The 26,064-nt window shown below is 59.5% G+C and carries 24 protein-coding genes; 13 read left to right on the top strand and 11 right to left on the bottom strand.

The window, feature by feature from the left end:
* Positions 1 to 30: 30 nt before the first annotated feature.
* From CFN46_RS05355 to CFN46_RS05340, 4 genes are all read right to left on the bottom strand, one after another.
* Positions 31 to 1,212, bottom strand: a complete 1,182-nt coding sequence (locus CFN46_RS05355) for an enoyl-CoA hydratase/isomerase family protein (RefSeq protein WP_088742900.1) — start codon at positions 1,210 to 1,212, stop codon at positions 31 to 33.
* Positions 1,209 to 2,045: an enoyl-CoA hydratase gene (locus tag CFN46_RS05350; RefSeq protein WP_088742899.1), complete on the bottom strand. Its 837-nt coding sequence runs from the start codon at positions 2,043 to 2,045 to the stop codon at positions 1,209 to 1,211. Before CFN46_RS05350 ends, CFN46_RS05355 begins: the two co-directional genes overlap by 4 nt.
* A 65-nt stretch (positions 2,046 to 2,110) precedes the next feature.
* The gene (locus CFN46_RS05345) at positions 2,111 to 3,277 is read right to left on the bottom strand and encodes an acyl-CoA dehydrogenase family protein (RefSeq protein WP_088742898.1); all 1,167 of its coding nucleotides are present in this window, start codon (positions 3,275 to 3,277) and stop codon (positions 2,111 to 2,113) included.
* Positions 3,278 to 3,437: 160 nt separating this feature from the next.
* Complete coding sequence (locus CFN46_RS05340) at positions 3,438 to 5,027, bottom strand: CoA-acylating methylmalonate-semialdehyde dehydrogenase (protein ID WP_088742897.1); 1,590 nt, start codon at positions 5,025 to 5,027, stop codon at positions 3,438 to 3,440.
* A gap of 290 nt (positions 5,028 to 5,317) precedes the next feature.
* Between CFN46_RS05340 and CFN46_RS05335 the strand changes: the two genes are divergently transcribed.
* The 3 genes from CFN46_RS05335 (at position 5,318) to CFN46_RS05325 (ending at position 8,871) form a co-directional block, all read left to right on the top strand.
* Positions 5,318 to 5,815 (top strand): MerR family DNA-binding transcriptional regulator, encoded by a 498-nt coding sequence (locus CFN46_RS05335; protein ID WP_024951885.1) that lies wholly within the window; start codon positions 5,318 to 5,320, stop codon positions 5,813 to 5,815.
* Positions 5,816 to 5,989: 174 nt separating this feature from the next.
* Positions 5,990 to 7,729: an AMP-binding protein gene (locus tag CFN46_RS05330; protein ID WP_024951884.1), complete on the top strand. Its 1,740-nt coding sequence runs from the start codon at positions 5,990 to 5,992 to the stop codon at positions 7,727 to 7,729.
* A gap of 65 nt (positions 7,730 to 7,794) precedes the next feature.
* The gene (locus CFN46_RS05325; RefSeq protein ID WP_088742896.1) at positions 7,795 to 8,871 is read left to right on the top strand and encodes a cyclopropane-fatty-acyl-phospholipid synthase family protein; all 1,077 of its coding nucleotides are present in this window, start codon (positions 7,795 to 7,797) and stop codon (positions 8,869 to 8,871) included.
* Between the two features lie 361 nt (positions 8,872 to 9,232).
* On the opposite strand, the gene CFN46_RS05320 is transcribed toward CFN46_RS05325, so the two are convergent.
* The 3 genes from CFN46_RS05320 to CFN46_RS05310 are packed head-to-tail and all read right to left on the bottom strand — an operon-like array spanning position 9,233 to position 11,720.
* Positions 9,233 to 10,207, bottom strand: coding sequence for a biotin-dependent carboxyltransferase family protein (locus CFN46_RS05320; RefSeq protein ID WP_088742895.1), 975 nt, complete (start codon positions 10,205 to 10,207; stop codon positions 9,233 to 9,235).
* A complete protein-coding gene (locus CFN46_RS05315; RefSeq protein ID WP_088742894.1) occupies positions 10,204 to 10,947 on the bottom strand; it encodes an allophanate hydrolase subunit 1 in 744 nt (247 codons plus the stop codon). The genes CFN46_RS05320 and CFN46_RS05315 overlap by 4 nt, the downstream gene beginning before the upstream one ends.
* Positions 10,947 to 11,720, bottom strand: coding sequence for a 5-oxoprolinase subunit PxpA (locus CFN46_RS05310; RefSeq protein ID WP_088742893.1), 774 nt, complete (start codon positions 11,718 to 11,720; stop codon positions 10,947 to 10,949). Before CFN46_RS05310 ends, CFN46_RS05315 begins: the two co-directional genes overlap by 1 nt.
* A gap of 280 nt (positions 11,721 to 12,000) precedes the next feature.
* On the opposite strand from CFN46_RS05310, the gene CFN46_RS05305 reads away from it, so the two are divergent.
* From CFN46_RS05305 to CFN46_RS05275, 7 genes are all read left to right on the top strand, one after another.
* Positions 12,001 to 12,435 carry a VOC family protein gene (locus CFN46_RS05305; protein ID WP_088742892.1) on the top strand — a complete coding sequence of 145 codons (435 nt, stop codon included), beginning with the start codon at positions 12,001 to 12,003 and terminating at the stop codon, positions 12,433 to 12,435.
* A 142-nt stretch (positions 12,436 to 12,577) separates the two neighbouring features.
* Entirely contained in the window at positions 12,578 to 13,507 is a 930-nt protein-coding gene (locus CFN46_RS05300) for a LysR family transcriptional regulator (protein WP_088742891.1), read from the top strand.
* A gap of 264 nt (positions 13,508 to 13,771) precedes the next feature.
* Positions 13,772 to 14,758 (top strand): TRAP transporter substrate-binding protein, encoded by a 987-nt coding sequence (locus CFN46_RS05295; protein ID WP_024951877.1) that lies wholly within the window; start codon positions 13,772 to 13,774, stop codon positions 14,756 to 14,758.
* A gap of 142 nt (positions 14,759 to 14,900) precedes the next feature.
* Entirely contained in the window at positions 14,901 to 15,458 is a 558-nt protein-coding gene (locus CFN46_RS05290; protein WP_088742890.1) for a TRAP transporter small permease, read from the top strand.
* A gap of 1 nt (position 15,459) precedes the next feature.
* A complete protein-coding gene (locus tag CFN46_RS05285; protein ID WP_024951876.1) occupies positions 15,460 to 16,767 on the top strand; it encodes a TRAP transporter large permease in 1,308 nt (435 codons plus the stop codon).
* A 146-nt stretch (positions 16,768 to 16,913) separates the two neighbouring features.
* Positions 16,914 to 18,044 carry an iron ABC transporter permease gene (locus tag CFN46_RS05280; protein WP_246116504.1) on the top strand — a complete coding sequence of 377 codons (1,131 nt, stop codon included), beginning with the start codon at positions 16,914 to 16,916 and terminating at the stop codon, positions 18,042 to 18,044.
* Positions 18,041 to 18,829, top strand: coding sequence for an ABC transporter ATP-binding protein (locus tag CFN46_RS05275; RefSeq protein ID WP_088742889.1), 789 nt, complete (start codon positions 18,041 to 18,043; stop codon positions 18,827 to 18,829). Before CFN46_RS05280 ends, CFN46_RS05275 begins: the two co-directional genes overlap by 4 nt.
* A 99-nt stretch (positions 18,830 to 18,928) precedes the next feature.
* Here the strand turns inward: CFN46_RS05275 and CFN46_RS17555 are convergent, their stop codons facing one another.
* From CFN46_RS17555 to CFN46_RS05260, 4 genes are all read right to left on the bottom strand, one after another.
* Complete coding sequence (locus CFN46_RS17555; RefSeq protein WP_169734515.1) at positions 18,929 to 19,099, bottom strand: hypothetical protein; 171 nt, start codon at positions 19,097 to 19,099, stop codon at positions 18,929 to 18,931.
* Positions 19,100 to 19,270: 171 nt separating this feature from the next.
* The gene (locus tag CFN46_RS05270) at positions 19,271 to 19,504 is read right to left on the bottom strand and encodes a hypothetical protein (protein ID WP_024951874.1); all 234 of its coding nucleotides are present in this window, start codon (positions 19,502 to 19,504) and stop codon (positions 19,271 to 19,273) included.
* Positions 19,505 to 19,646: 142 nt separating this feature from the next.
* Positions 19,647 to 21,212 carry a glycine betaine ABC transporter substrate-binding protein gene (locus CFN46_RS05265; protein WP_217897781.1) on the bottom strand — a complete coding sequence of 522 codons (1,566 nt, stop codon included), beginning with the start codon at positions 21,210 to 21,212 and terminating at the stop codon, positions 19,647 to 19,649.
* Positions 21,209 to 21,949 (bottom strand): ATP-binding cassette domain-containing protein, encoded by a 741-nt coding sequence (locus CFN46_RS05260; RefSeq protein ID WP_024951872.1) that lies wholly within the window; start codon positions 21,947 to 21,949, stop codon positions 21,209 to 21,211. The genes CFN46_RS05265 and CFN46_RS05260 overlap by 4 nt, the downstream gene beginning before the upstream one ends.
* Before the next feature lie 288 nt (positions 21,950 to 22,237).
* On the opposite strand from CFN46_RS05260, the gene CFN46_RS05255 reads away from it, so the two are divergent.
* From CFN46_RS05255 to CFN46_RS05245, 3 genes are all read left to right on the top strand, one after another.
* Positions 22,238 to 23,407 (top strand): isovaleryl-CoA dehydrogenase, encoded by a 1,170-nt coding sequence (locus tag CFN46_RS05255; RefSeq protein WP_024951871.1) that lies wholly within the window; start codon positions 22,238 to 22,240, stop codon positions 23,405 to 23,407.
* Between the two features lie 111 nt (positions 23,408 to 23,518).
* A complete protein-coding gene (locus CFN46_RS05250; protein ID WP_024951870.1) occupies positions 23,519 to 25,126 on the top strand; it encodes a carboxyl transferase domain-containing protein in 1,608 nt (535 codons plus the stop codon).
* Positions 25,127 to 25,209: 83 nt separating this feature from the next.
* Positions 25,210 to 26,025, top strand: coding sequence for an enoyl-CoA hydratase-related protein (locus CFN46_RS05245; RefSeq protein ID WP_024951869.1), 816 nt, complete (start codon positions 25,210 to 25,212; stop codon positions 26,023 to 26,025).
* Positions 26,026 to 26,064: the final 39 nt, after the last annotated feature.

Raw genomic sequence — 26,064 nt, 5'->3', positions numbered from 1 at the left:
TCACCTCAAAGACACTGCGCCCGACAGTGCTTACAGATCCGCTAGCGGATGCTCGTCCTCTTCCCACAATGGGGCGAAGAAGCCATCGATATATTCCTCCGATACCTCAGCGATTCCGCGATAGGCCCACTGCGGCTGTTTATCCTTATCGATCAATAACGCGCGTACGCCTTCAGCAAGCTCAGTTCCCAGACAACAGCGCACGGAAAGCGTCAATTCATCACGGAAGGCTTCGGCCAGTGAAGAATGGCGATGACGCGACAACATGCGGAACACCAGATGCGGCGAGCTGGGACAACCTGAGGCGAGTCGTTCACGATTAGCATGTAGCCAGGCATTGCAGTCCTTGCGTGCTTGCGGATCATCGAGAATCTGCTGACAGGCTTGTTGCACTTCTTGACCCGCGACCAATTGCTGCAGGTGATCAAACAACGGTGCGACTTGCCCAGGGGGCGCGAGCTCGCGATGCTCGAACGCGCTCAGCACTCGGCCAAGATGGCGCATCGGGTGCCGACCAAACTCGCCATCGCACAACGCCTGTTTGAGCGCCTCACGCTCGCCATCGGGAATCAGTCGCGTCGCAATGCCAAGATCCAATGCATCACGTGCATTCAACTGCGCCCCCGTCACACCAAGATACTCACCCAGCCCACGCGGCAAACGATTGAGCAACCAGCTGGCACCTACGTCCGGATAGAGTCCGATGCTGACTTCCGGCATCGCCAAGCGTGATGTCTCGGTGACGACGCGTTCGCTGCCCCCTGTGAACAGGCCCATGCCGCCGCCCATCACGATACCGCCCCCCCAGACCAGCAGCGGCTTGGGAAAGGTGTGCAAGCGGTGGTCCAGTCGATATTCCGCCGTGAAGTAACGAGTGGCAAAGAAGTCTTCGAGCGCTTCAGCATCACTCCCTTCACCCGCAGGCGCTGTCGTCATGGCCTGATAAAGTGCCACGATATCGCCGCCAGCACAGAGTGCCCGTTCGCCGGCACCTTCCAGCCATAACATGGCGATGCTGCTATCGAGCTCCCATGCATCCAGCTGAGCCTCAATACGTTCAATCATCTCAAGCGACAGCGCATTCAGTGCACGCGGCGCATTGAGACGAATAATCGCCAGCTGTTTACCATCGCGTGCACGACGCGTCTCGAAAACAACCGATGCTTCGGTAGCGGCCACCGATGTACTGCTGACCCCTTCGATATGACTCATGACTGCTCTCTCCCTTGACCCTCGCCGCTTGTCACCCACTGAGGCGCACGTTTCTCGAGGAAAGCACTGACGCCTTCCTTCTGATTGGGATCATCAAACAGCTCGACAAACAGCTCACGCTCCATGCGCAGGCCGTCATTCATGCCACGATGACGTGACGACATTATCAGCGCCTTGCAGCGCGCCACGGCGCTCGGGCTCTGGTTGGCCACGCTTTCGGCGATCGCCAACGCGCGTTCAAGACTCTGGCCTTTCTCGACCACTTCTTCTGCCAACCCGATACGACCCGCCGTCTCGCCATCCACCTGCTCACCGCACAGAATCATGCGCTTGGCCCAGCCTTCACCCACCAGCCACGGCAGATGCTGAGTTCCCCCTGCACACGGCAGCAAACCGACCTTGGCCTCCGGCAGTGCCAACCTGGCTTGACGCTCAACAATGCGAATATCACACGCCAGCGCACATTCCAGTCCACCGCCCATGGCATAGCCGTTGACGGCAGCAATCGTGACACCCGGGAAGTTGGCCAGTCGCTCAAAAGCCAGCCCGAAACGGCGCGCCATGGTTGAGGCCACGCCCTTGTCTCCATCGGCGAAGGTCTTGAGGTCGGCACCGGCGGAGAAGAACTTGTCGCCTTCGCCGGTGATCACTACCGCACTCAAACTGCCATCGCGTTCGAGTTCATCGAGTAACTGCTCCAGCTCGATCAACGAGGCTTCCGTCCAGGTATTGGCCGGCGGATTGTTGATGGTGATCCGTGCGATATGACGGTCTTTCTCAAGAACGAGACACTTGTTTCGTGCCTGACTGTCCTGTGCTTGACTGGATGACATCGCGTAATCCTCTGAAAAAATTGCGACAAGTTAACCGTAGGGGATGGGAGGCCTGGATCAGCCACTCAGACCAGCGACTCAATCATGCCTGGCGTCATCAAACGACGCGCAATGATCAAACGCATGATCTCGTTGGTGCCTTCCAGAATCTGGTGCACGCGTGTGTCGCGTACCAGCCGCTCCAGCGGATACTCGCGGATATAACCGTAGCCGCCATGCAACTGCAGCGCCTGATTGCAGACTTCGAAGCCCATGTCAGTGGCGAAGCGTTTGGCCATCGCACAGTGGGCACTGGCCTCGGCATCCCCTTCATCGAGCTTGAAAGCCGCCAATCGCACCAGCGTGCGCGCCGCCGTCAGCTCGGTCGCCATGTCGGCCAACTTGAACTGCAGTGCCTGAAATTGACCCAACTCACGCCCGAACTGCTTGCGCTCACCGAGATAATCACGCGACAACTCCAACGCTTTCTGTGCTGCACCCAGCGAGCAGGTAGCGATGTTGATGCGGCCACCATCCAGCGCCTTCATGGCGAAGCGGAAACCCTCGCCTTCTTCACCCAGTCGATGGTTTGCCGAGACGCGCACACGATCGAAATTCACCAAGCGAGTGGGCTGGCTATTCCACCCCATCTTCTCTTCTTTCTTACCGTAGCTGATGCCGTCTGCATCCGCGGGTACCACGAAGGCAGAAATACCGCTCGCGCCGCTGTCTGGTGAACCAGTGCGTGCCATCACTACCAGCACGTCAGTGGCACCGGCACCGGAGATGAACATCTTGGACCCGGTCAGGTAGTAGTCATCGCCTTCACGCTCAGCGCGGGTGCGTAGACTGGCGGCATCACTGCCGCTGCCCGGCTCCGTCAAACAGTAGGAGCCGAGCTTGTCGCCCGCCACCATCGCCGGCACCCACTGCTCGCGGCACTCGTCACTGGCGAAGCTCGCGATCATCCAGCCGACCATGTTGTGGATGGTGATGTAGGCGGTGGTCGAGATGCAGCCAGTCGCCAGCTGCTCGAGAATGATGGAGCTATCCAAGCGCGGCAGGCCCAGCCCACCATGCTCTTCGGCGACATAAAGCCCCATGAAGCCGGCCTCACCGGCCTTGCTGAGCGTCTCGATGGGAAAGTGAGAGGTGGCGTCCCACTCTGCAGCAAAAGGCGCCAGTTCAGCATCGGCGAAGGCGCGCGCCCCCTCCTGCAGGGCACGCTGGTCATCGGTCAGCGAAAAGTTCATGCAGGTGCCTCCTGTTGTCCTTGTTCTTTATCTCCAGGCCCGCCGAGTCCTCGGCGAGCCTGTGAAGAGCCCTCAGCGCATCTGAAGAGCCCTCAGCGATCTTGTAAAGAGAGCCCTCTGCGCATCTGAAGAGCCCTCAGCGGTCTTGTGAAGAGAGCCTTCAGCGCATCTGAATAGAGAAGTTCGGCTGGTTGCTGTCCGTGGGCTCGTCATCGAACCAACGTGCCGTCACCGTCTTGGTCTCGGTATAGAAACGCACCGCCTGCTTGCCATAGGCATGCAGATCGCCGAAGAAGCTGCCGCGCCAGCCGGTGAAGGAGAAGAACGGCAGCGGCACCGGAATCGGCACGTTGATCCCGACCTGACCCACCGCGATCTCGTTCTGGAAGCGGCGTGCCGCCCCGCCGGAGCGAGTGAAGATGGAGGTGCCGTTGCCGTAGGGGTTGTTGTTGATCAGCTCGATGGCCTCGGACAGATCTGCTGCCTCCATGCAGCACAGCACCGGCCCGAAGATCTCCTCGCGATACAGCACCATCTCCGGCGTCACCTTGGAGAACATGCACGGCCCCAGCCAATTGCCATCGGGATATCCCTCGACGGTAATGCCACGACCATCCAGCAGCAGCTCGGCACCTTCCTCGACGCCCTGGCCAATCCAGCCCGTCACACGTTCCAGCGCCTGCGGCGAGATCAACGGCCCGTAGCTGGCCCCCTTGTCATTCCAGCCACCAGGACGCACTTCAGCCAGCGCATCGCGCACGCGCTCGATCAGTGCCTTGGAATCGCCGACGAATACCGCGACGGAAATCGCCATGCAACGCTGACCTGCAGCGCCGACACTGGCTCCCACCAACGCATTCACCACCTGGTCTGCCGGGGCATCCGGCATGATCACCATGTGATTCTTGGCACCCGCGAAACACTGGGCACGCTTGAGATGATCCGTTGCGGTGCGATAGATATGCTGACCAACCGGCACCGAGCCAACGAAGCTGACCGTCCGCGGAATCTCGTGAGCCAATAGATGATTGACCTGATCACGGCCACCCTGCACGACCGTCAGGATGCCTTCAGGTGCACCGGCTTCCATGAACAGTTCGGCCAGGCGCAGCGTGGTCAGCGGTACCTGTTCAGAAGGCTTGAGGACAAAGGCGTTGCCGCAGGCGATCGACAACGGGAACATCCACAGCGGTATCATGGCCGGGAAGTTGAACGGCGTGATGCCCAGGCATACACCCAACGACTGGGTCACGGAGTAGCTGTCGATGCCGGTGGCGACGTTTTCTACCGTCTCACCCATTATCAGGCTCGGGATATTGGCGGCGTGCTCGACGACCTCGATACCACGCCAGACATCGCCCTTGGCATCATCAAATGTCTTGCCCAGCTCGTGGGAGATGATCTCGGCCAGTTCATCGTGATGCTGCTTGAGCAGGTGCTGATAGCTGAGCATCAGACGGGCACGCGTCGGTACCGGCGTGTTGCGCCAGCGCAGAAAGGCCTGCTCGGCGAGCTCTAGTGCGTCATCCAATTCACTCAGCGGCGTGAGTGGTACCCGTGCCACTTCAGTATTCGTCGCCGGGTTGGTCACGCTGATGTGCTGATCAGCAGTACTTTCCACAAACTGCCCATTGATCAGTTGTGGCAGTACCAGCGGCTGGCTTTCGCCGGCCACGACAGCGCGCAAGCGCGACAGTAGTTCGAGTGCACCACCAGCAGAAGGTGTGGGAGTAGAGAGAGACGAAGACATGGCGTGGCATTCCTATGACTGTTGTTGTTAGGGAGGACGGCTACGTGACGCTCTTCATTACACAGACGGGCGTGAGAAGATGCGACCTGACTCAACCTAGCATCTGCTTGGTTGGATGCAAATACTATTACCCTTTACGTTAACGTAAACAATGCTAGGCTATAGCAAAAAGCGGCTAGGTGCCGCTGGCAGCCTCTGCGTCATGGGAATATTTCACTACGTAACTCGTACACGGAGCGGCAGCGCCCATGACAAACACGACGACTCAACACACTTTTCTGGATACTCCGATGGATACCTCTTCAGAGCCAAACGCTCCGGACCCGACGGCAGAGGCAGCACTTGCCGCCCACGAAGATGGCCTGCTGAGCAGCACGACTTCCGGTGGCATCCGCCCTAGTCAGCGCACCTGGAGCATCGGTGAGCTGGCACGTCACTTTGATGTGACCACCCGTACCATCCGCTTCTATGAGCAGGAAGGCCTGCTGCATCCAGAGCGTCGAGGCCAGACACGTGTCTATCGCGACAAGGACCGCGTGCGCCTCAAGCTGACCCTGCGCGGCAAGCGGCTAGGCTTTTCGCTGGCCGAGATTCGCGAAGTAGTCGATCTTTACGATGCAGCCGATGGCGGTGGAGAGAAGCAGTTGACGCGCTTGCTCGGCATTCTGAGCGACAAACGCGAAGGACTCGAGCGCCAGCTGCACGATCTCACCACCATGCAACGTGAGCTTGACGATGTAGAAAGCCGTGCCCGTGAAGCACTCGCGCGTTTGAAGACGGATGATTGAAGACAGCACACTTGAATAGAGTGCTTGAAGACAGGCATCAACAAGACTTGATGTAGCACATGGCGCCGCCGAAGAGCGGCCCTATCATGTTTTAGCCTCACCACCCCGCCTAACGGCGACTCCCCCTGCACAGCCTTGCCACGCCAATAACAACCAAGGACACAGGACTGCACCATGCCACAGGACGCCATTGACTCACGCCATCCCGCCACACCTTCATCATTCAGCGCTCACGATGTCAGCTATCTTAGCGCCACTTCCGACACGCCACTGATGGGCGAAACCATCGGCGACTGCCTCGATCGTATCTGCGCTACCTACCCGGAGCGTGACGCACTCATCAGTTGTCATCAGAACCTGCGTTATAACTGGACTGAGCTACACCAGGAGGTCGAGCGCGTCGCACGCGGACTTCTGGCGATGGGCATCACGCGCGGAGACAGAGTCGGCATCTGGTCACCCAATCGCGCCGAATGGACCTTGATCCAGTACGCCACCGCCAAGATCGGCGTGGTGCTGGTCAACCTCAACCCTAGCTATCGTGGCCACGAACTGGCCTATGCACTCAAGCAATCCGGCGCGGCCACGTTGCTCTTCCAGTCACGTTTCAAGGGCTCTGATTATGTGGCGATTCTTGAGGAGCTATTCCCGGAATCATCTCAACAGCAAGGGCGTCATGGCATTCACAATGTTGCTCTACCGGATCTCAAGCGCCTGATCTGTTTCGAGCCGGGAGATGCACTCCCCGGCATGCTGCATTGGCAGGATGTATTGAGTGGTGCCGACAACGTGACGCATGAAGCGATGATTGAGATTCAAAGGAGCCTGACCTTCGATGACCCGATCAATATCCAGTACACCTCCGGTACGACTGGTGCCCCCAAGGGCGCCACGCTCTCGCATCACAACATCCTCAACAACGGCTTCTTCGTCGCCGAGCGCATGAATCTCAGCGAGCACGACAAGCTGGTGATGCCAGTGCCGCTCTATCACTGCTTTGGCATGGTGATGGGCAATCTGGGCTGCCTGACCCACGGCGCTGCCATCATCTATCCCGAGGCGGGTTTTGATCCGCTAGCGACGCTACAGGCAGTCAGCGAGGAAGGCGCTACCGCCATGTTTGGCGTGCCGACCATGTTCATTGCCGAGCTTGAGCACCCACGCTTTGGCGAGTTTGATCTGTCGAGCTTGCGCACCGGCACCATGGCGGGTTCCATCTGTCCTATCGAGGTCATGCGCCAAGTCATTGAGCGCATGCACATGAGTGAAGTCACCATCGCTTATGGCATGACCGAAACCAGTCCCGTGAGCTTGCAAACCACCCGCGAAGCCCCCCTCGAAAAACGCGTCTCCACCGTCGGTACACTGCACCCGCATCTGGAAATCAAGATCGTCGATCCAGACACTGGCCGTGTGGTATCGCGTGGTGAAAAAGGCGAGCTGTGCACGCGCGGTTACAGCGTGATGCTGGGCTACTGGAACAATCCGGAGTCGACCGCCAAAGCCATCGACAGTGGCCGATGGATGCACACTGGCGACCTCGCTACGCTGGATAGTGACGGATACGTCACGATTGTCGGGCGCATCAAGGACATGATCATTCGCGGAGGCGAGAACATCTATCCACGCGAAATAGAAGACTTCCTCTATACGCATCCAGCGGTATCGGATGTGCAGGTGATCGGCGTGCCCGATGAGCGTTATGGCGAGGAAGTGATGGCGTGGGTCAAGCTCAAGGACGGCGAGCAACTCGATGCTGAGGGTCTGAAAGCGTTCTGTCAGGGGCGCATTGCCCACTTCAAGGTGCCGCGCTATATCAAGTTTGTCGACGAATTCCCGATGACCGTGACTGGCAAGATCCAGAAATTCAAGATGCGCGAGACGGCCACCGCCGAGCTAGGGCTAGATGAATGAATGGCCAAGGAAGGGCCAGAAGATACAAAAGGTGATGATGGGATAAACCACACCAGAGGCCGGCCATGAGCCACGAACGGCCGGAGAATGAGATGACAGAAAACTATCGTGAGGATGAGCCCGGCGGCTCAACCTCACGCCACCTGAAAATGGCCTGTGATCAGGTATCCCACTACGCGTCCACCAGCCGTCATGCAGCACTCAACAGCGCACTGGAGGCGCTGCTGAGTGCTTATCCGCCCAGTGAGGTACCGGTAACGGCACTGGCCGGATTGGACCAGTTACACCTGGGTGGCGTGGGAGACACCCACGAATTGCTTGCATTGGCCAAGCTGCAGAAACCTTCCTCCTTCACTCCACTCAAGATTCTGGAGCCCGGCGCCGGGCTCGGCGGACTGGCTCGCCATCTGGTAAGCCAGTCCGCACGCAACGGTGTCCAACATCATGTCACCACACTCGATCTCTCGGATAGTCTCTGCCAAGTGGCTATCGCCCTGAATCGGGCTACGGGACTGAGCGAGCATATCCGCGTTCTTGAAGGCGACGCCTGCTACCCCGAGCTGCACCCGGCACTACCCGGTCGGCGTTTTGATCGTGTGTTAAGTCAACATCTGCTGGTGCACCTCAGTGACAAACCTGGCGTGCTGAAGCAGTGGCATGACTGCCTGGAGGATGACGGTTATCTGATATTGCATGAGCCAGTGCTCAGCGTGCAGGCACAAGCCTTCGGCGAGCGACCTGAGCTACCGGTACCCTGGGCGCTGACAACGCGTGCCGATCAGCTCGCGACCTGTGAAGAACTACATGAAGCCATGGCCAACAGCGGATTTGAGGTTGATACACATGTCGAGCTGACTGATCAAGTGCTCGCCTGGCAAGCACGCCGCCAGCAGCATGCCCGTTCCTCACATCAGAGCGATAACGCTGGAGACCCGCTCGGCAGCTGCGATGCTCAAGAGCTATCAAACGCCATGCTTGCCGCGAGAGCATTGACGCCCGAATTGATCTTTGGCCCGACGTTCGCACTGATGCAACGCAACATCGCACAGGCCCTGGAGGCTGGCTGGCTGGAGGTACATCTGTGGCGGCTGCGCAAGCGTCCTGCACAGCATGCATCAGGCACTGGCCGCCCTCACCTCTGACAAGGAAAAGCCGCGAAATGGCCATTGTGGTAAAAATTAGGAAACAGCGCTCTAAAATTGCTGGCGTCGCGTTGCGTCAACCGTTATTCTTGCAAGTACAGTCCCGTTCGGGGGATAAACCGTTCTTTACCCGTTGGCATGTGAGGGTAAATATTCTCTCCATGACGACCGCACTGCTTCGTGTTCTTTCATTACCCACGAATCAGCGCACAGTTTCCCGATGCTCGCGCAATGTTTCTCCGGGAATCTGTTCATCAAGGAGGTGATCTGATCAATCAGCTCCGACTGCATCAAAGATTCCTTAACGGGAAAACCGAAAGGGCCTCCACTTGGAGGCCCTTTTTTTGTGCAAAGCGCTTGATCACACCTGCCAGGCTTTCAATGCCCTCAAGTAGTCACGGCGTGCCTGACCCGGCGTTACCGCGGCCAGCCGTACACGAGTACCCGGCACACATTGCCCCAGCTGTGCACATGCCAGTGGCGTCAAGGCGCCGATACGCGGGTAGCCACCAATGGTCTGACGATCATTGAGCAATACGATCGGCTGGCCATCCGCCGGCACCTGTACCGCGCCGAGCGGAATCCCTTCCGAGACCATTCCCGCCCCATCGCGCTCCAGTCGTGGACCCGTCAAACGCACGCCCATCCGGTCAGCGCGGCCATCCACTGCCCAGTCACTGTTGAAGGCACGATAAAGACTATCACCACTGAACTCGGCGATTTGCGCTCCAACCACCAGCGGCAAAATGATTGCCGTCTCCTGGTCGGCAGGCGATAGACCTGTTTGCCAGTCCAGGGCAGCTTGCGGCAGCTTGCGCAAGGACAGCTCATTGCGGGCAGCACGCAGCTCATCACCGCTGGCCAGCGCGCGGCCTTCACCGTCCAGGCCGCCAAGACCATCACGCACCACGCAGGCAACACTGCCCAACACCGGCGCCACATCCAGCCCGCCCGCAAAGGCGAGATAGGCTCTCAGACCAGTCACGGGGCGCTCGAACTTGATTACCTGTCCTGTCGTTACCGTGAATGCCCGACCGGGCAACAGCGGCTCACCATCGAGGGTCGCGGCAAGATCTGCCCCATGCAGGGCTAGAGTACCTCCCTGCTCGACCTTCAAGCTCAGCCCCCCCCCAAGGGTAATCTCGAGCGCCGCCGCATCAGGCGCATTCCCCAGCAACCAGTTGGCCCAGCCCAGTGAGACCCAATCGGCAGCGCCACCCTGAGTGACGCCAAGATGACGCACGCCGAGACGCCCGCCATCCTGCACCAGTGCCAGGGCGCCACTTCGCTCGACGCGTAAGGTGACCACGCTTTCTACTGCTGATGCGGCACTCATGAACGCTCCTCCAGCGGTGTGACATCGCCACCCTGACGCAGAAATTCTTCGCGGCTGACCGATACGAATCGTACTCGATCACCAGGCATGAACAGACTCGAAGGCTCGCCGACGGCGTTACGCCCAAACAGTGTCAACGGTGTGCGCCCCAGGATATTCCAGCCCCCGGGTGAGCGTGACGGGTAGATGGCGGTCTGGCGATCAGCGATACCGACACTGCCCGCCGCCACCTTCTGACGCGGAGTCTTGAGGCGCGGAGTCGTCAGCGCATCTTCCAATACGCCCATGAAGGCGTAACCCGGCGCAAAACCCAGCGCAAACACACAGTAATCATGCGCGCAATGTCGTTCGATCAATGCCTCGACACTGATACCAAGGCGCGTGGCAATAGGGACGAGTTCTGGTCCAACACTGTCGTCGTACCACACGGGTACCTCGTGAAGCTGGCCCTGCTGGCCGTTATCGGGTGATAGATTTTCAAGCGCTTGCGATACCCGTGCACGCGCCTCGCTCTCTTCAAGCATCGTCACATCGTAGTGCAGCAGCAATGTGGTATAGGACGGCACCAGGTCAATCAGCGCCGCTCCGAATACCTGGCGCAGCGCGCTATCTGCCGCCAGTACCCAGCCCATGTTGGACTCTTCAATACTGTCGAACAGCCGCACGATCAGCGTGTCCATGCCGACTGTCTCGAGACGCAAGTGAGGCACGTCACTCGTCTGTATGCCAGCGCCCGCCATCAGGCACCCGCCAAGGTGTCGAAAGCTTCACGAATGGCGCGAACCGCCGCCACGGACTCGGCATTGTCACCGTGCACGCACAGCGTGTCGGCCGATAGCACTAGCTGGCCACCGCTGCTGTCCGTCAGTGCCTCACCGCGTGCCAGGGTCACTGATTGCGCGATGATCACCTCGCTATCGTGATGCACGGCTCCCGGCTCACGACGTGACACCAGATGGCCACGGGCGTCGTAGGCACGATCCGCGAAAGCTTCAAACCACAGCGTGATGCCCATCTCGTCGGCCAGCGCCTGCATCGGAGCAGGATCAGCGGTTGCCATCACCATCAGCGGCAGGCTGGCGTCGTAACGCACCACGGCCTGCATGACGGCACGTAGCAGTGTCGGGTCAGCGGCCATGTCGTTATAGAGCGCACCATGTGGCTTGACGTACTGCACACGGGTGCCTTCAGCACGACAAATACCTTCGAGCGCGCCGATCTGATAAAGCAGCATGTCTTCGACTTCGGCGGGCGAGCAAGCCATGGAGCGACGCCCGAAGCCTTGCAGGTCCGGATAAGCGGGATGCGCACCGATGCGCACGTCATGCTGGACGGCCAGGCGTACGGTACGACGCATGATGCTGGGGTCAGAGGCATGAAAACCGCAGGCGATGTTGGCGCAATCGACAAAGGGCATCACCTCTTCATCGAGGCCGATCTTCCAGTTGCCGAAGCTTTCGCCCATGTCACAGTTGAGCAGAGGGAGGGCGGGAGCAGAAACGGAACGGGACATAGGGACACCTCACAGGCTGATCTTGTGTGTTGTTATGCCTCCACTCTATGTAAGGCCATGCCTTGGTATCCAATCGTATTTTATGATTCGTTATATCGAAGAAATCTTTCATTACCTGAGGAAATGCAAGTATTGGCACCCGATTGCTTGCCCAATCTCTGGCTGCGTGTTTCTGTCCCTTCAGGCTGCCTGACCCTCGCAGTCTATCGACAAGACTGCCCACAAGATCAGCCGCAGACAGGCACAATAATCATAAACGACTACATGAGGAGCCTTTTCCATGGCCGTCAGCGATCCGTTCCATCTCGCCATTCAAGTCCACGATATTGAAGAAGCGCGGCGCTTTTATGGTGAATTTCTCGGCTGTCCCGAAGGTCGTTCTTCTGATAGCTGGGTCGATTTCGATCTCTACGGACACCAATTTGTCTGCCACCTGAATACCGAACTCGCCAAGCAGGGCGTGGCACAGCACAAGAACCCCGTCGATGGTCACGGCGTCCCTGTGCCTCACTTCGGTGTCGTGCTGGAAATGAACGCCTGGCAAGCCTTGGCTGACCGCCTGAAGGCGGAAGGTGTCAGTTTCGAGATTGAACCCTACATTCGCTTCAAGGGTGAGCCCGGCGAGCAAGCCACGATGTTCTTCTTTGACCCCAGCGGCAATGCGTTGGAATTCAAGGCATTCAAGGACCGCGAGAGCCAGCTGTTCCGCAAGTGATCACGTCAGCGGGCCAACTCTGACCCGCTAGAACACTGCACGCCCCGGCATGAGATGCGTGCCGCCCCGTGATGAAAGCTGACGCCCTGCGCTGCATGCGGCAAGATGGGCGATCATCACGATTCATCACGGGGCACCTGCCATGTTCGACTTCAAGGAACTCGAGGCCTTTGTCTGGGTCGTGCGGCTCGGCTCGTTCCGCAAGGGTGCGACCAAACTGCACCTGACCCAGCCCTCCATCTCGGACCGCATCAATCGTCTGGAAGCGACCGTCGGCGAATCACTGCTGGAACGCTCTACACGTCCCATTCAGCCCACCTTGCGAGGGCGTGAATTCTTTGCGCATGCCGAGCGCCTGCTAAGTGGCCGTGAAGAAGCCATGCGCCTGTTTCAGGAAGAAGGTGCCTTTTCCGGCACCCTGCGTCTGGGCGTGATCGAGACGATCGCCAACAGCTGGTTTCCTGCCTTCATGCGCCAACTGGCAGAACGCTATCCCAAGTTGACGCTGGAAATGACCGTCGATATCTCGCCCTTCCTGCATCAGCGGCTGGCCGAGAACGATCTCGACATGCTGTTTGCAATGGATAGTGCTGCCATGGGGCCCTATGCCACTCAAGCGCCGTTGTGCACGTTCGAAATGGGCATGTTCGCCTCCCCTGTGCTGGCTCAGCAGCTAGCGGAAGGCACCAGTCGCTTTGCCAATACACCCTTCATTTCCTTCAGCAAGCAGGCACGCCCCTACAGTGAGCTGGTCAGTTATCTGTCGCAGCTAGGCATCAAGCAACCCAAGGTGCACTGCACCAGCACGCTGATGACGATTCTACGCATGAGCAGCGAAGGGCTAGGTATCGGCGTACTACCCGTGGCCACCGTCGAGGATGTCATCAGCCACGGCGAGCTGGTGCGCCTGCCGCTGGATACGCCACTCCCCCCGATGATCTACGAGGCTATCTGGCGCAATGCCAACTACCCTGATTTTTGCGCCAGCGTCGCTCGTCTGGGCCGTCAATGTGCCGAAACCTATGCCCAACAACATGCCATCGTGCCAGCAGAGCCATCTGCTGAAACATGACCATGGTGGCGTGTCGTGTTGACACATCACTTGCCGACCTTTGACACGCCATCCAATCTGCCAAGAGGCGGCAAATGACTCGTAAATCCACCAACAGCCTTATTCGACCAAGGTCTATAAATATCAACAAAGTCTTTCATTACCCACAGCAATGAAAGGTTTTAGCGATACTGTGAATCAGAATTAACGATTGGACTGAACCGGCTGTCGCTTGAAGAATGAAATTGTCTGCCGAGAACTTTCAATAATAATGAGGAACGAGACATGCGTAAGCCCAACTCTTTCGTATGGCTGGCCGCCGCGGGTGCACTGGCGTTCAGCGGCACTACTCTGGCTGCCCAGTGGAACCTCGCCACCCCCTATGGCGATGCCAGCTTCCACACCAAGAACACCAAGCAATTCGCTGAAGAGGTGACAAAAGCCACCGATGGTGAGTTGACCATTACCGTTCACAGCGGTGGTTCATTGATCTCCCACGGTGAAATCAAGCCTTCCGTGCGTCGCGGTACCGTCCAGGCCGGCGAGATCTTCCTGTCGATTCTCTCCAACGAATCGCCGATCTATGAGCTGGATACCCTGCCCGGGGTCGCTTCCAGCTATCCGGAAGCCATTGCGCTCTGGGAAGCCTCCAAGCCTGACATTACCAAGCTTTTCGCCAAGGAAGGTCTGTTGCCGTTGTACGCCGTCGCATGGCCAGCGCAGGGTATCTACACCGATTTTGATCTGACTGACGTGTCTCAGCTCAAGGGGCTGCGTATTCGCGCGCCCAACATCAATACCCAGCGCTTCGTCGAGAATGTCGGCGGCAAGCCCACCGAGACCGAAGAAGCCGATATCCCGACGGCCTTCAGCACCGGTCGCGTCGACGGCATGATCACCTCAAGCTCCACCGGCAAGTCCATGTCGGCGTGGGATTACGTCAAACATTACAACGACGCCAAACTGTGGCTGCCGAAGAACATCGTCTTCGTCAACAAGCGTGCCTTTGATCGTCTCGATGAGAGCAGCCAGCAGGCTGTGCTGGACGCCGCCAAGGCCGCCGAAACGCGTGGCTGGGAAGCCAGCAAGGCTGACGCGGCAGAAAGCGCCAAGATGCTGACGGAGAAGGGCTTCACCATCACCGAGCCGGATGCCAAGCTCGCTGAAGACCTCAAGGCCGCAGGCGACAAGCTGTTCCAGGATTGGAAATCACGTGCCGGCGAAGAAGGCCAGCAACTGCTTGAGCGCTATCAGGCCGACCTGAGCTCCTGATCGTCAGACGTTGAGCCTTGCCACTGGCAAGACAATGCTCGCGAGTCAGCAGTCTGTCCCTCTGTCTGTCCCCGCCACGCGGTAGCGGTTGCAAGTCACCCGTATCGCGTGGCCACCCTCACCTTCCCTGTGAGCGCCCGTCATGACCTACTTCTTCGACAAACTCTACCGCCTTGGTGCGTGGGGTGCGGCGGCCTGCATGCTACTGATCTGTGCTGTTGTCAGCCTGCAAGTCTTCCTGCGCCTGATTGATGCCATCCTGGTGACGTTCGGTGCCGAGCGTCTCGGCTTCGAAATCTCCGGTGTCTCGGAAATGGCTGCCTTCCTGCTGGTCGGTGCCACCTTCCTGAGCCTCGCTTACACCTTTACGCATCACGCCCATATCCGCGTGACGCTGGTCATCAACCGCCTGCCGGCTGCAGGCCGCGTATGGATCGAAAGCCTGGCGCTACTGATCGCGCTGGCATTGAGCGTATTGATCACCCATGAGCTGGTCGCCCTCGTCGGCGAAAGCCTTGAATATCACGATATTTCTTCCGGACTGCTGGCACTGCCGCTGTGGATTCCGCAGAGCGTGCTGGTGGCCGGTACCAGCCTGTTGTGCCTGGCGATTCTCGAGACACTGATCGCCACTCTGCGCACCGCCTTCACCGCGCCCTCACGCTACGTGGCGCCTGAGCCCGAAGACGGAGCCGAATGACATGCTGACACTCATCCTCGTCACCCTGCTGACCCTCGCCCTGCTGTTGGGCGGTGGCGTGTGGGTCGCCTTCTCGCTGATCGGTACCGGCTGGATCGTGCTGACCTTCTTCTCGACCTTCGATACCGGCCCGATCCTGGCCTCTGATTTCTGGGGCGCCAGCTATGGCTGGGACCTCACCGCTCTGCCGATGTTCGTGTGGATGGGCGAGATCCTGTTCCGCTCAGGACTGGCCGACAACATGTTCCGTGCCTTGGCACCGTGGCTCAATCGTATGCCGGGGCGTCTGCTGCACTCCAACATCATCGGCAGCGGTCTGTTCGCCGCCGTCTGTGGATCCTCTGCCGCCACCTGTGCCACCGTCGGCAAGATGACACTGCCAGAGCTTGAGCGGCGTGGTTACGACAGCAACCTGGCCATCGGCACCCTCGCCAGTGCCTCGACCCTTGGCCTGCTGATTCCGCCGTCGATCATGATGATCGTTTACGGCGTGGTCACCGAGCAGTCCATCTCGCGTCTGTTCATTGCTGGCGTATTGCCGGGCCTGCTGCTGCTGGCACTGTTCATGGGCTACCTGGCGATCTGGTCCAAGGTCATCGGCGAGCCACAGGGCCGCGCCGGGCATGATGAGCCGCACATGAGCTTCATGGCCAAGCTGCGCAACAGCGCTCAGCTGATTCCGCTACTGGCGTTGATCGGCGGTATTCTGGGCAGCATCTATGGCGGCCTGGCATCGCCGACCGAAGCGGCTGCTGTCGGCGTGGTGCTGTCACTGATCATTGCGCGCCTCAACGGCCACATGAGCCTCAGTACCTTCAAGACCTCGCTGTTCGCGGCGCTGCGCACCTCGTGCATGATCGCCTTCATCATTGCCGGTGCGTCGTTCCTGTCTTCCGCGATGAGCTTCACCCAGATTCCGATGCAGTTGGCAGAAGGCATTGCCGCGCTAGGACTGTCACCGACCATGCTGCTGGTGGTACTGACACTCTTCCTGCTGATCCTGGGCTGCTTCCTTGACGGTATCTCACTGATCCTGCTGGTGACGTCCATCATCATGCCGGTGATCCAGGCGGCCGGTTTCGACCTGATCTGGTTCGGTATCTATCTGATTATCGTGGTCGAGATGTCTCAGATCACGCCACCCGTTGGCTTCAACCTGTTCGTGATCCAGAGCCTGACCGGCAAGGACATCATCACCATCACCAAGGCAACACTGCCGTTCTTCCTGCTGATGATCTTCTCCATCGTGTTGATGCATATCTTCCCGGAGATCGTGCTGTATTTGCCGCAGGCCATGAATGGCAGCTAGGCCAAGCCTTGCTGTACTCGGCTGACAATATGAAATTCTCTTCAAGGCCTCCCACTCGGGAGGCCTTTTTTGTACCTTCACCTGACCGAGCCAAGTCGTTAGGCTTGTCGACAGCTCATAGCCCTCTCACCTCGCCGGACGACACCGTGCCCGATTCCCGCCCTGCTGCCTCATCGACTTCTCGCGCATCCCCCGAGATGACGGGCACCCTTACCTCGCCTGCCACTGCCTGGCGCCACCGTCAGCGCCAAGGCGCCAGATGGCTGTGGGTCATTGGTGTGCTGGTCGTGCTGGCCTGCCTGCTGGATATCAGTCAAGGCAGCGGCCAGTTGACGCTAGCACGCCTGCTACCAGCGTTATGGCAGCCGCAGGCCGCTGATCCGCTCGCACACGTCATCCTGTGGCAGTTGCGTCTGCCGATCGCGCTGATGGCGGTCGTGGTCGGTGCCGCGCTGGCGATGGCCGGTGCCCAGATGCAGACGCTGTTGCACAATCCGCTGGCCGATCCCTTCACGCTGGGTGTCTCAGCGGCGGCCAGCGTCGGTGCTGGGCTGGGGTTAATTCTACATTTCGACCTGATTCCTGCCGGTCTTGCACCGCTGACCTTCCTCAACGCCGCCGGGCTCGGCGTGACGCTGAATGCCTTCGTGTTCGCGCTCACCGCATCACTGATCCTGTGGAGCGCCCAGCGCCTACCGGGAGTGGGTGTGCAGACGCTGGTGCTGCTGGGTATCGCGCTGATGTTCTTCTTCAATGCGCTGCTCGGCGTACTGCAGTTCGTTGCCTCACCGGAGGCGTTACAGCAGTTGATCTTCTGGTCAATGGGCAGTCTGGAACGCAGTAGCTGGCCGCGTTTGGGCGTGCTATCGGCAGTGATCCTCGTGTGCGGAGTGATCTTTCATCGCCGTCGCAGCGAATTGACCGCACTGAGCCTCGGCGAAACACAGGCTCGCGCGCTGGGAGTGGATGTACGTCGCCTGCGCCTGACCGGCCTGCTGTGCACGGCACTGCTGACCGCCACCGCCGTCTCCTTCGTCGGTAGCGTCGGCTTCATCGGCCTGGTCGCACCGCATATCGCACGTCTACTGGTCGGCGAGCAGCAGCAACGCTTTCTGCCCCTCTCCGCGCTGCTCGGTGCACTGTTGTTGTCATTGACCTCGACTCTCAGCAAGTCGCTGATACCGGACGTACTGTTGCCGCTAGGCATGATCACTGCCCTGATCGGTCTGCCGTTCTTCGTCAGCCTGATACTCAAGCGCCGAGGACTGGACGGATGATTGAGGTGAACGCTGAAGGCCTTGAAATTCGCGACTTGAGCGTCAGCCGTGGACGTACTCGGATACTGGACAGTCTGCCCGAGCTACGTGCGAGACGTGGTGAGCTGACCGCGCTACTCGGCCCGAACGGTGCAGGAAAATCGACGCTGTTACAGGCGATTGCTGGGCTGTTACCGACTGACGGTGAACTATCTCTCGACGGCAAGAGGCTGAATGAGCTGTCCGCCCGACAGCGTGCCGCACGTATCGGCTATCTACCGCAGCTCAGTGAGGCGGGGGCAATGCTTGAGGTATTCGAGTCATTGCTGCTCGCACGCCGTCTGGCAGGCCATCACGATGACGATGCCAATCTGGCCCACTGCGAGCAGCTCGTCGAGGCACTCACCCTTGCGCCACTCGCCTCACAACGGCTGGGTCAGCTGTCGGGAGGACAGCGTCAGCGCGTGGCGATTGCCCAGGCACTGGTGCGCGAGCCGACACTATTGATGCTCGATGAGCCGACGAGCGCGCTGGACCTCCACTTTCAGCTATCCGTACTCGAGTGGTTGAGCCGCGAAGCCCGCGAGCATCAGCGCGTGGTGATCGTGGCGCTGCATGACCTGAGCTTGGCGGCCCGCCATGCTGCGCATGTCTGGCTGCTTCACACCGGGCGACTCGTGGCCTGCGGTAGCCCACGTGAGGTATTGACGCCCGCAAGATTGCGCGAGGTCTATGCCATCGAAGCACGTGTCGAGTGGCCGCTAGACGGCAGCCCACCGGCGATCATTGCACTGCATGCGCTCTAATCAGCCCCCTCCCAGTCATCTTGCAGACACAAAAAAGCCGCCCTCTACTCGAATCGAGCAAAAGGCGGCTTTTTCACTTCTCGCGAACCTGAATGGCGATCAGGAAATGCTGGCGACCTGTGCTGTGGCAGTGCTATCCAGCATGGCGTGCGGCTTTCCACCACCATGACCGCCGCCGTGCCCATGACCATGGCCGAACAGGCCACAACCACTCAGCGCCAAGGTAGCAGCCACGAGGACAATCGCAGGAATCAATGATGTTATACGCAAGACTTTCTCCTTGAAGTGGGTAAGGGCCGCTGTCTGTGGTCTGTCAGCAAGCCCTCACTATCAAACACCACTTTACTCCCGGGAAGCCTCAACGTTAATCCTGCATCCTCCCATTCCTTGTTTGCTGCACAGCTTGTCAAAGACTGGCGACAGGGACTGTCGTTGACCACGCTAGATGTCAGTACTGATCTCTAGCCCCGACTGCACCTCGTTCCCCGACGCATCCGGCTGGGTATGGTCCTTGCCAGCATCGGGATGATGATAAGGATCATTGGTCGCACTGATCGTGGGCTGGACGGACACCTCACGTCCCCCGCAACCTGACAGCACTACCAGGCTTCCCAACGCCAGGATGATCAATAGCTGCTGGTTCCCTCTGGATATGATACGTGAGGCATTCATCATCGAATTGTTCCTTATCAAGAGAGATGGTCAGTACTGACATCGACCCGGACTGGCACAGGCCAGTAGCAGCATAGTCACTTCAGAGGACACCCATTTCCAGCAAGCGCGACCCATTGGCCGCGCCAGACGCGCATGTGTCACCTCAACGCGTCTTGAGACCGCGCATGTGCGCCGGAATCACCATGCGCTCGAACAGCTCGAATAGAAGCTCTGCACAGATGGCGAGCAAGGCTGCCGGAATCGCGCCATACAGCACCAGATCATAGTCATTGAGCGACAGCCCCGTCACGATCGGCTCACCCAACCCGCCAGCACCGATAAAGGCCGCCAACGTCGCGGTACCGATATTGATGATGGCCGCCGTTTTGATACCGGTCAGCAGGTTCGGCGTCGCCAGCGGCAGGATGACGTGCCGCAGCTGCTCGCGGCGCGTCAGGCCCATGCCGCGCGCCACCTTGACCAACAGCGGGTCGACCGTCAGCAATGCCGTGATGGCAGAACGGATGATCGGCAGCAGCGAATAAACGAACAACGCGATCACCGCCGGTACCACACCGATGCCGAACAGCGGGATCATCAGCGCCAGTAGTGCAATCGACGGAATCGTCTGCAACAGACCGGTCACGTAGAGCACCACGCGCGACACCTTCGGGTTGCGATATACCAGCAGCGATAACGGCAAGCCGACCAGACATGCCAGTAGCAGTGCCGACAGCGTCAGCTGCAGATGCTCGATCAGATTGGTACCCAGCTTGTCCCACTTGGCGCCGCTGACCACGCGCTGCTCGCTCGTGATGCCCTGCTCCTGAATGAAGCGACTGGCCACCTGCGCGAAGCTCTTCTCATCGGTGGAGACCTCGGCATTCAGCGCCTGCATGCTGTCCTCATCCAGACTGCCCGCCAGCTGGTTGAGCGCCGCGACGGCCTTCTCGGGCAAGGCGGCATTCACGAAGGGCACCGCCAGATACTCCGGGAAGTAGCCCTTGTCATCTTCCAGCAGCACGAAGTCGAAACGCTTGATGTCGCCCTCGGTGGAGTAGGCGTCGGTGCCATCGATCTTGCTCTCGCGCAGCGCCTGATAGGCGATGCCGTGCTCGATACCTCGCGGCACCTGCGGCAAGTCATAGGCCGCCGCCAACCCCGGCCAGCCATCCGACCGCTTGACGAACTCATGTGACATCGCCAGTGACAATTCAGGATGCGCCGCCAGATCACCGATAGTGGCGATACCGAGCGACTCGGCCTGATCGCGGCGCATACTGATCGCATAAGTATTGTTGAAGCCCAGCGGCTTGAGCACCTTGAGGCCGCGTTCGCGACTCAGTGCATCCAGCTTCTCAAGTGAAGGCACGTTATCCAGCTTGAGAATGGCGTGCGCCAGCGTACCGGTGTACTCGGGATAGACATCCAGCTCGCCTTCCGCCAGGCCCTGATAGGTGATGATGGTCTGCCCCAGCCCCAAACGACGCTCGACCGTGTAGCCAGCGTCCTCCAGCACCTGCGCAAACATCTCGCCCAACAGATACCCCTCGCGATCCGCCTTGGAGCCGATCACGATGGGCTTGTCAGCCGGCCATTCGGCCACCTCTTCTGCGGCCATGGTAGCGGGGCTTGCCAGCAGCGTCCCCAGGCTTGCCATCAGCAGGCCGACGATCAGCAGCATATTGGTCAGTGCAGCGCGTGCACGCAGAGGAATCGAGGTCATCATGCGCGTGCCTCCAGCAGTCGGGCCACACGCTCATCCGCAGGCGCCTTGGCAATGATGTCGGGGCTGGCGGCCTGCAACACCACGCCGGGCGCCATCACCACCATGTGATCGGAGAGACTCAACGCCTCATTCATGTCATGCGTCACCATCACCACGCTGCGTGGCTCCTCCTGCTGCATGCGCTGGAACTGGGCATGCACCTCGATGCGCGTGATTGGGTCCACCGCCGAGAACGCCTCATCGAGCAGTAGCAACGGTGGCTCCAGCATCATGGCGCGGCACAGTCCGACACGTTGTGCCTGGCCACCGGAAATCTCATGGGGATAGCGGGTCAGTAGGGCCAGATCGAGATCCATCATCGCGAAGAGTCGCTCGATGCGTGCCTTGACCCGCGATTCCTCCCACTTCTCTCGATCAGCAAGAATGGCAATGTTGTCGCGCACGCTGAGGTGCGGAAACAAGCCAATCTGCTGCACGGCATAGCCTATCCGGCGCCGCATCACGGGCAGATTGGTGTAATCCACCGCCGCGCCGAACACCTCGACCTTGCCGGCGTCCGGGCGAATCAGCCCATTGATCAATTGCAGCAAGGTCGACTTGCCGCAACCACTGGCACCGACTAGTGCAGTAATGCGATCTCGCGGCAACTCAAGGTCAATGCCTTCAAACAGGCGCTGACCGGAAAAGCCCTTATGCAGGTCGCTAAAGCGAACCGCCGGGGCACTGTCATCACTCATCGGGAAGGTCCTTCTTGCAGGTGAGAGGCAGGCCGAGGGAGGAAAGATGCCTGAAGGTTGTTTTACGAACATGAACACCAGATTACCAGTCGACCGATTATCAGGCGAAAAAAGTGTACGTCATCATGACAACAACACAGCGTCTTCCATGACAACAGCATAGTGCCGTGCGACCTTGGTCAAAGCAGGCGACTATAACCTTTACGTTAACGTCAACTTTGACCTAGAGTAGATTAATGCACTGCACTATCGCCAAACCCTCAGCCTCTCAAGACAGGAATCCTGACCATGCACAGCCTCTACACGCCGCTGGACTTCGGACTCGACGAGACTCATACCATGCTGCGCGAGCAGGTCAACGCCTTCGCACGTGACGAGATTGCTCCGCGAGCGGCTGAGATTGATGCCAACAACGACTTCCCCGCGGACCTGTGGCAGAAGTTCGGTGACATGGGCCTGCTGGGAATCACTGTTCCAGACGAAGATGGCGGTAGCGGCATGGGTTATCTGGCCCATTGCATCGCCATGGAAGAAATCTCGCGGGCCAGCGCCTCGGTAGCCCTCTCTTACGGCGCGCACTCCAATCTGTGCGTCAATCAGATCAAGCTCAACGGCAGCGCGGAGCAGAAGGCTCGCTATCTGCCGAAACTGATGAGCGGTGAACATGTCGGTGCCCTGGCGATGTCCGAACCGGGCGCGGGGTCTGACGTCGTCTCCATGAAGCTCAAGGCCGAGAAGCGTGGTGATCACTACGTGCTCAACGGCAACAAGATGTGGATCACCAACGGCCCAGACGCCCACACCCTGGTGGTGTATGCCAAGACTGACCCGGATGCCGGCTCCAAGGGCATCACTGCTTTCATCGTCGAGCATGACTTCCCGGGCTTCTCCACCGCCCAGAAACTCGACAAGCTCGGCATGCGCGGCTCCAACACCTGTGAGCTGGTGTTCCAGGACTGTCAGGTGCCCGCCGAGAACGTGCTCGGCGAGGTCAACCGCGGCGTGAAAGTGCTGATGCGTGGACTGGACTTCGAACGCACCGTGCTGGCCGCTGGCCCCATCGGCATCATGCAAGCGTGCATGGATATCGTGGTGCCCTATCTGCATGAACGCCGTCAGTTCGGGCAGGCAATCGGTGAATTTCAGTTGGTGCAGGGCAAGGTGGCCGATATGTACACCACTCTGAATGCCTGCCGCGCCTATCTTTATGCCGTCGCCAATGCCTGTGACCGCGGCCAGACCTCACGCAAGGACTCCGCCGGCGTCATCCTATATTGCGCCGAAAAGGCGACCCAGATGGCACTGGATGCCATCCAGTTGCTGGGCGGCAACGGCTACATCAATGAGTACGCCACTGGCCGCCTGCTGCGTGATGCCAAACTTTATGAAATCGGTGCGGGCACCAGCGAGATTCGCCGCATGCTGATCGGACGTGAGCTATTCAACGAGAGTGCATGAGGCATCGCCTTGCCTCTCTCATGTCTGTTGTTCCCTTGATGTCCGACGGCTGGGCAGCCTCTCCTGCCCACCTGTTTCCCTGTTCACTTATTCCACTGAGGGAGCCGCCACATGGCCATTCTGACGTCCCTGATCAATCCGCGTAGCGACCAGTTCCGCGCCAACGACGCAGCGCTGCGGGCCGAGGTCGAGCGTCTGCATGCGCTGCTGGAAACTGTCGCGGCGGGCGGTGGCGACAAGGCCCGCGAACGTCACGAATCGCGCGGCAAGCTGTTCGTGCGCGAGCGTATCGATCACCTCATCGACGAGGGCTCTCCGTTTCTTGAGCTATCGGCACTGGCAGCACATGAGGTCTATGACAGCTCAGTGCCCGGTGCGGGATTGGTCACCGGTATCGGCCGCGTCAGTGGCATCGAATGCGTCATCGTCGCCAACGATGCCACCGTCAAGGGCGGCACCTACTTCCCGCTGACGGTGAAGAAGCACCTGCGCGCGCAAGAAGTGGCCCGCAAGCATCGCCTGCCGTGCATTTACCTGGTCGATTCCGGGGGCGCGCACCTGCCTCATCAGGATGAGGTCTTCCCGGACCGCGATCACTTCGGCCGCATCTTCTACAACCAGGCCACCCTGTCTGCCGAAGGCATTCCGCAGATCGCCGTGGTGATGGGCTCGTGTACCGCAGGCGGCGCCTACGTGCCAGCCATGGCCGATGAATCCATCATCGTGCGTGAGCAGGGCACCATCTTCCTCGCCGGCCCCCCGCTGGTGAAGGCCGCGACGGGTGAAGACATCAGTGCCGAAGCCCTTGGTGGTGCCGAGGTGCACTGCAAGATCAGCGGGGTGGCTGATCATCTGGCCGACAATGATGCCCACGCCCTGCAGCTGGCACGCCGCGCCGTGTCACGCCTCAACTGGCAGCGCAAGGGACAGCTCGCACTGCGGGAATCGCGGCCGCCACGGCTCGATCCGCGCGAGATCTACGGCATCGTCGGCACAGACCTCAAGAAGCCTTTTGATGTGCGTGAAATCATCGGTCGTGTTGTCGATGACTCCGATTTCGATGAGTTCAAGCGCTACTACGGTGAGACCCTCGTCACCGGCTTCGCCCACATTCATGGCCACCCAGTGGGCATCATCGCCAACAACGGCGTGCTGTTCTCCGAGAGCGCCGTCAAGGGTGCTCACTTCATCGAGCTATGTGCCCAGCGCAAGATTCCGCTGGTCTTCCTGCAAAACATCACCGGTTTCATGGTCGGCTCACGCCATGAGCACGAAGGTATCGCCAAGCACGGCGCCAAGCTGGTGACGGCGGTGGCCTGCGCCAAGGTGCCCAAGTTCACCATCCTGATCGGCGGCAGCTTCGGGGCTGGCAACTATGGCATGTGCGGACGCGCCTATGATCCGAATCTGCTGTTCATGTGGCCCAACGCACGCATCTCGGTCATGGGCGGTGAACAAGCCGCCAACGTGCTGGCACAGGTCAAGCGCGAGCAACACAGTCGCGAAGGACGCGAGTGGCCACAGCAGGCTGAGGAAGACTTCAAGGCGCCGGTGCGCGATCAATACGAGCGTCAAGGGCACCCCACCTATGCCAGTGCACGTTTATGGGATGACGGTGTGATCGACCCTCTGCAGACTCGCGACATCCTTGGCCTGTCACTGGCGGCCGCGATGAATGCCGAGATAGAAGAGAGCCGCTTCGGTGTATTCCGGATGTAACCAACCCCACGAAATACTAGTCGTTAAAATCGATCTATTTCTCTATCCATGATCTTTTTGCTAACAAGGTGGATAAAGTCGCGATGAATACCCACAGCCAGTTCAGCCGACTCGAGATCGATGCACGCGGTGTGGCGACACTGACGCTGACGCGCCCTGACGTGCATAACGCTTTCGATGACATTTTGATTGGCGAGCTGAATCGCCACCTCGAGACGCTGCATTCACTCGCCTTGTCAAACGAGGTACGCATCGTCGTGCTGGCCTCTGAAGGCAAGAGCTTCTCCGCCGGTGCCGACCTGCGCTGGATGCAACGCATGGTCGACTATTCGCTGGAAGATAATCTGGCTGACTCGCGTGAGCTGGCGCGCCTGATGCAGTTGCTCGACACCCTGCCTTGCCCGAGCGTGTGCCGTGTACAGGGGGCCACTTTCGGCGGTGCCGTCGGTCTCGCGGCCTGTTGCGACATCGTGTTGGCTGCCGAACGCGCCCGTTTCTGTCTTTCCGAGGTACGTATTGGCCTGGCACCGGCGGTAATCAGCCCCTATGTGCAACGCGCGATTGGCGTCCGCCAGATGCGCCGCTATGCGCTGACGGCTGAGGTCATCGACTCCGCGACCGCGCATCATCTCGGCCTGGTGCATGAGATCTGCGCGGGAGACACGCTCGATACACGTCTCGACGAGATGCTGAACACGCTATTGGCCACGTCGCCGCAGGCCAGCCGCGCCACCAAGGCGCTGCTGGCTGAGGTCGCGAGTGGGTCACATGACGATGATGGCGCCGCCCTACGCGAACGCTGCTGCCAGACGATCAGCCAGCTGCGTGTCAGCGAGACAGGGCAAGCGGGGCTGGCGGCATTCTTTGCTGGCACGCCAGCCCCCTGGACGTCGTCATGACGCCAAATGACCCGCTCGCTTCTTGACCGGCTTGATGAC

It is taken from the genome of Cobetia sp. QF-1 (assembly GCF_002213105.1).
In the GTDB taxonomy this organism is placed as follows: Bacteria; Pseudomonadota; Gammaproteobacteria; order Pseudomonadales; family Halomonadaceae; genus Cobetia; species Cobetia crustatorum.
Note: the sequence above shows the minus strand (reverse complement) of the source record. Positions and strands in the feature narration are given on the sequence as shown.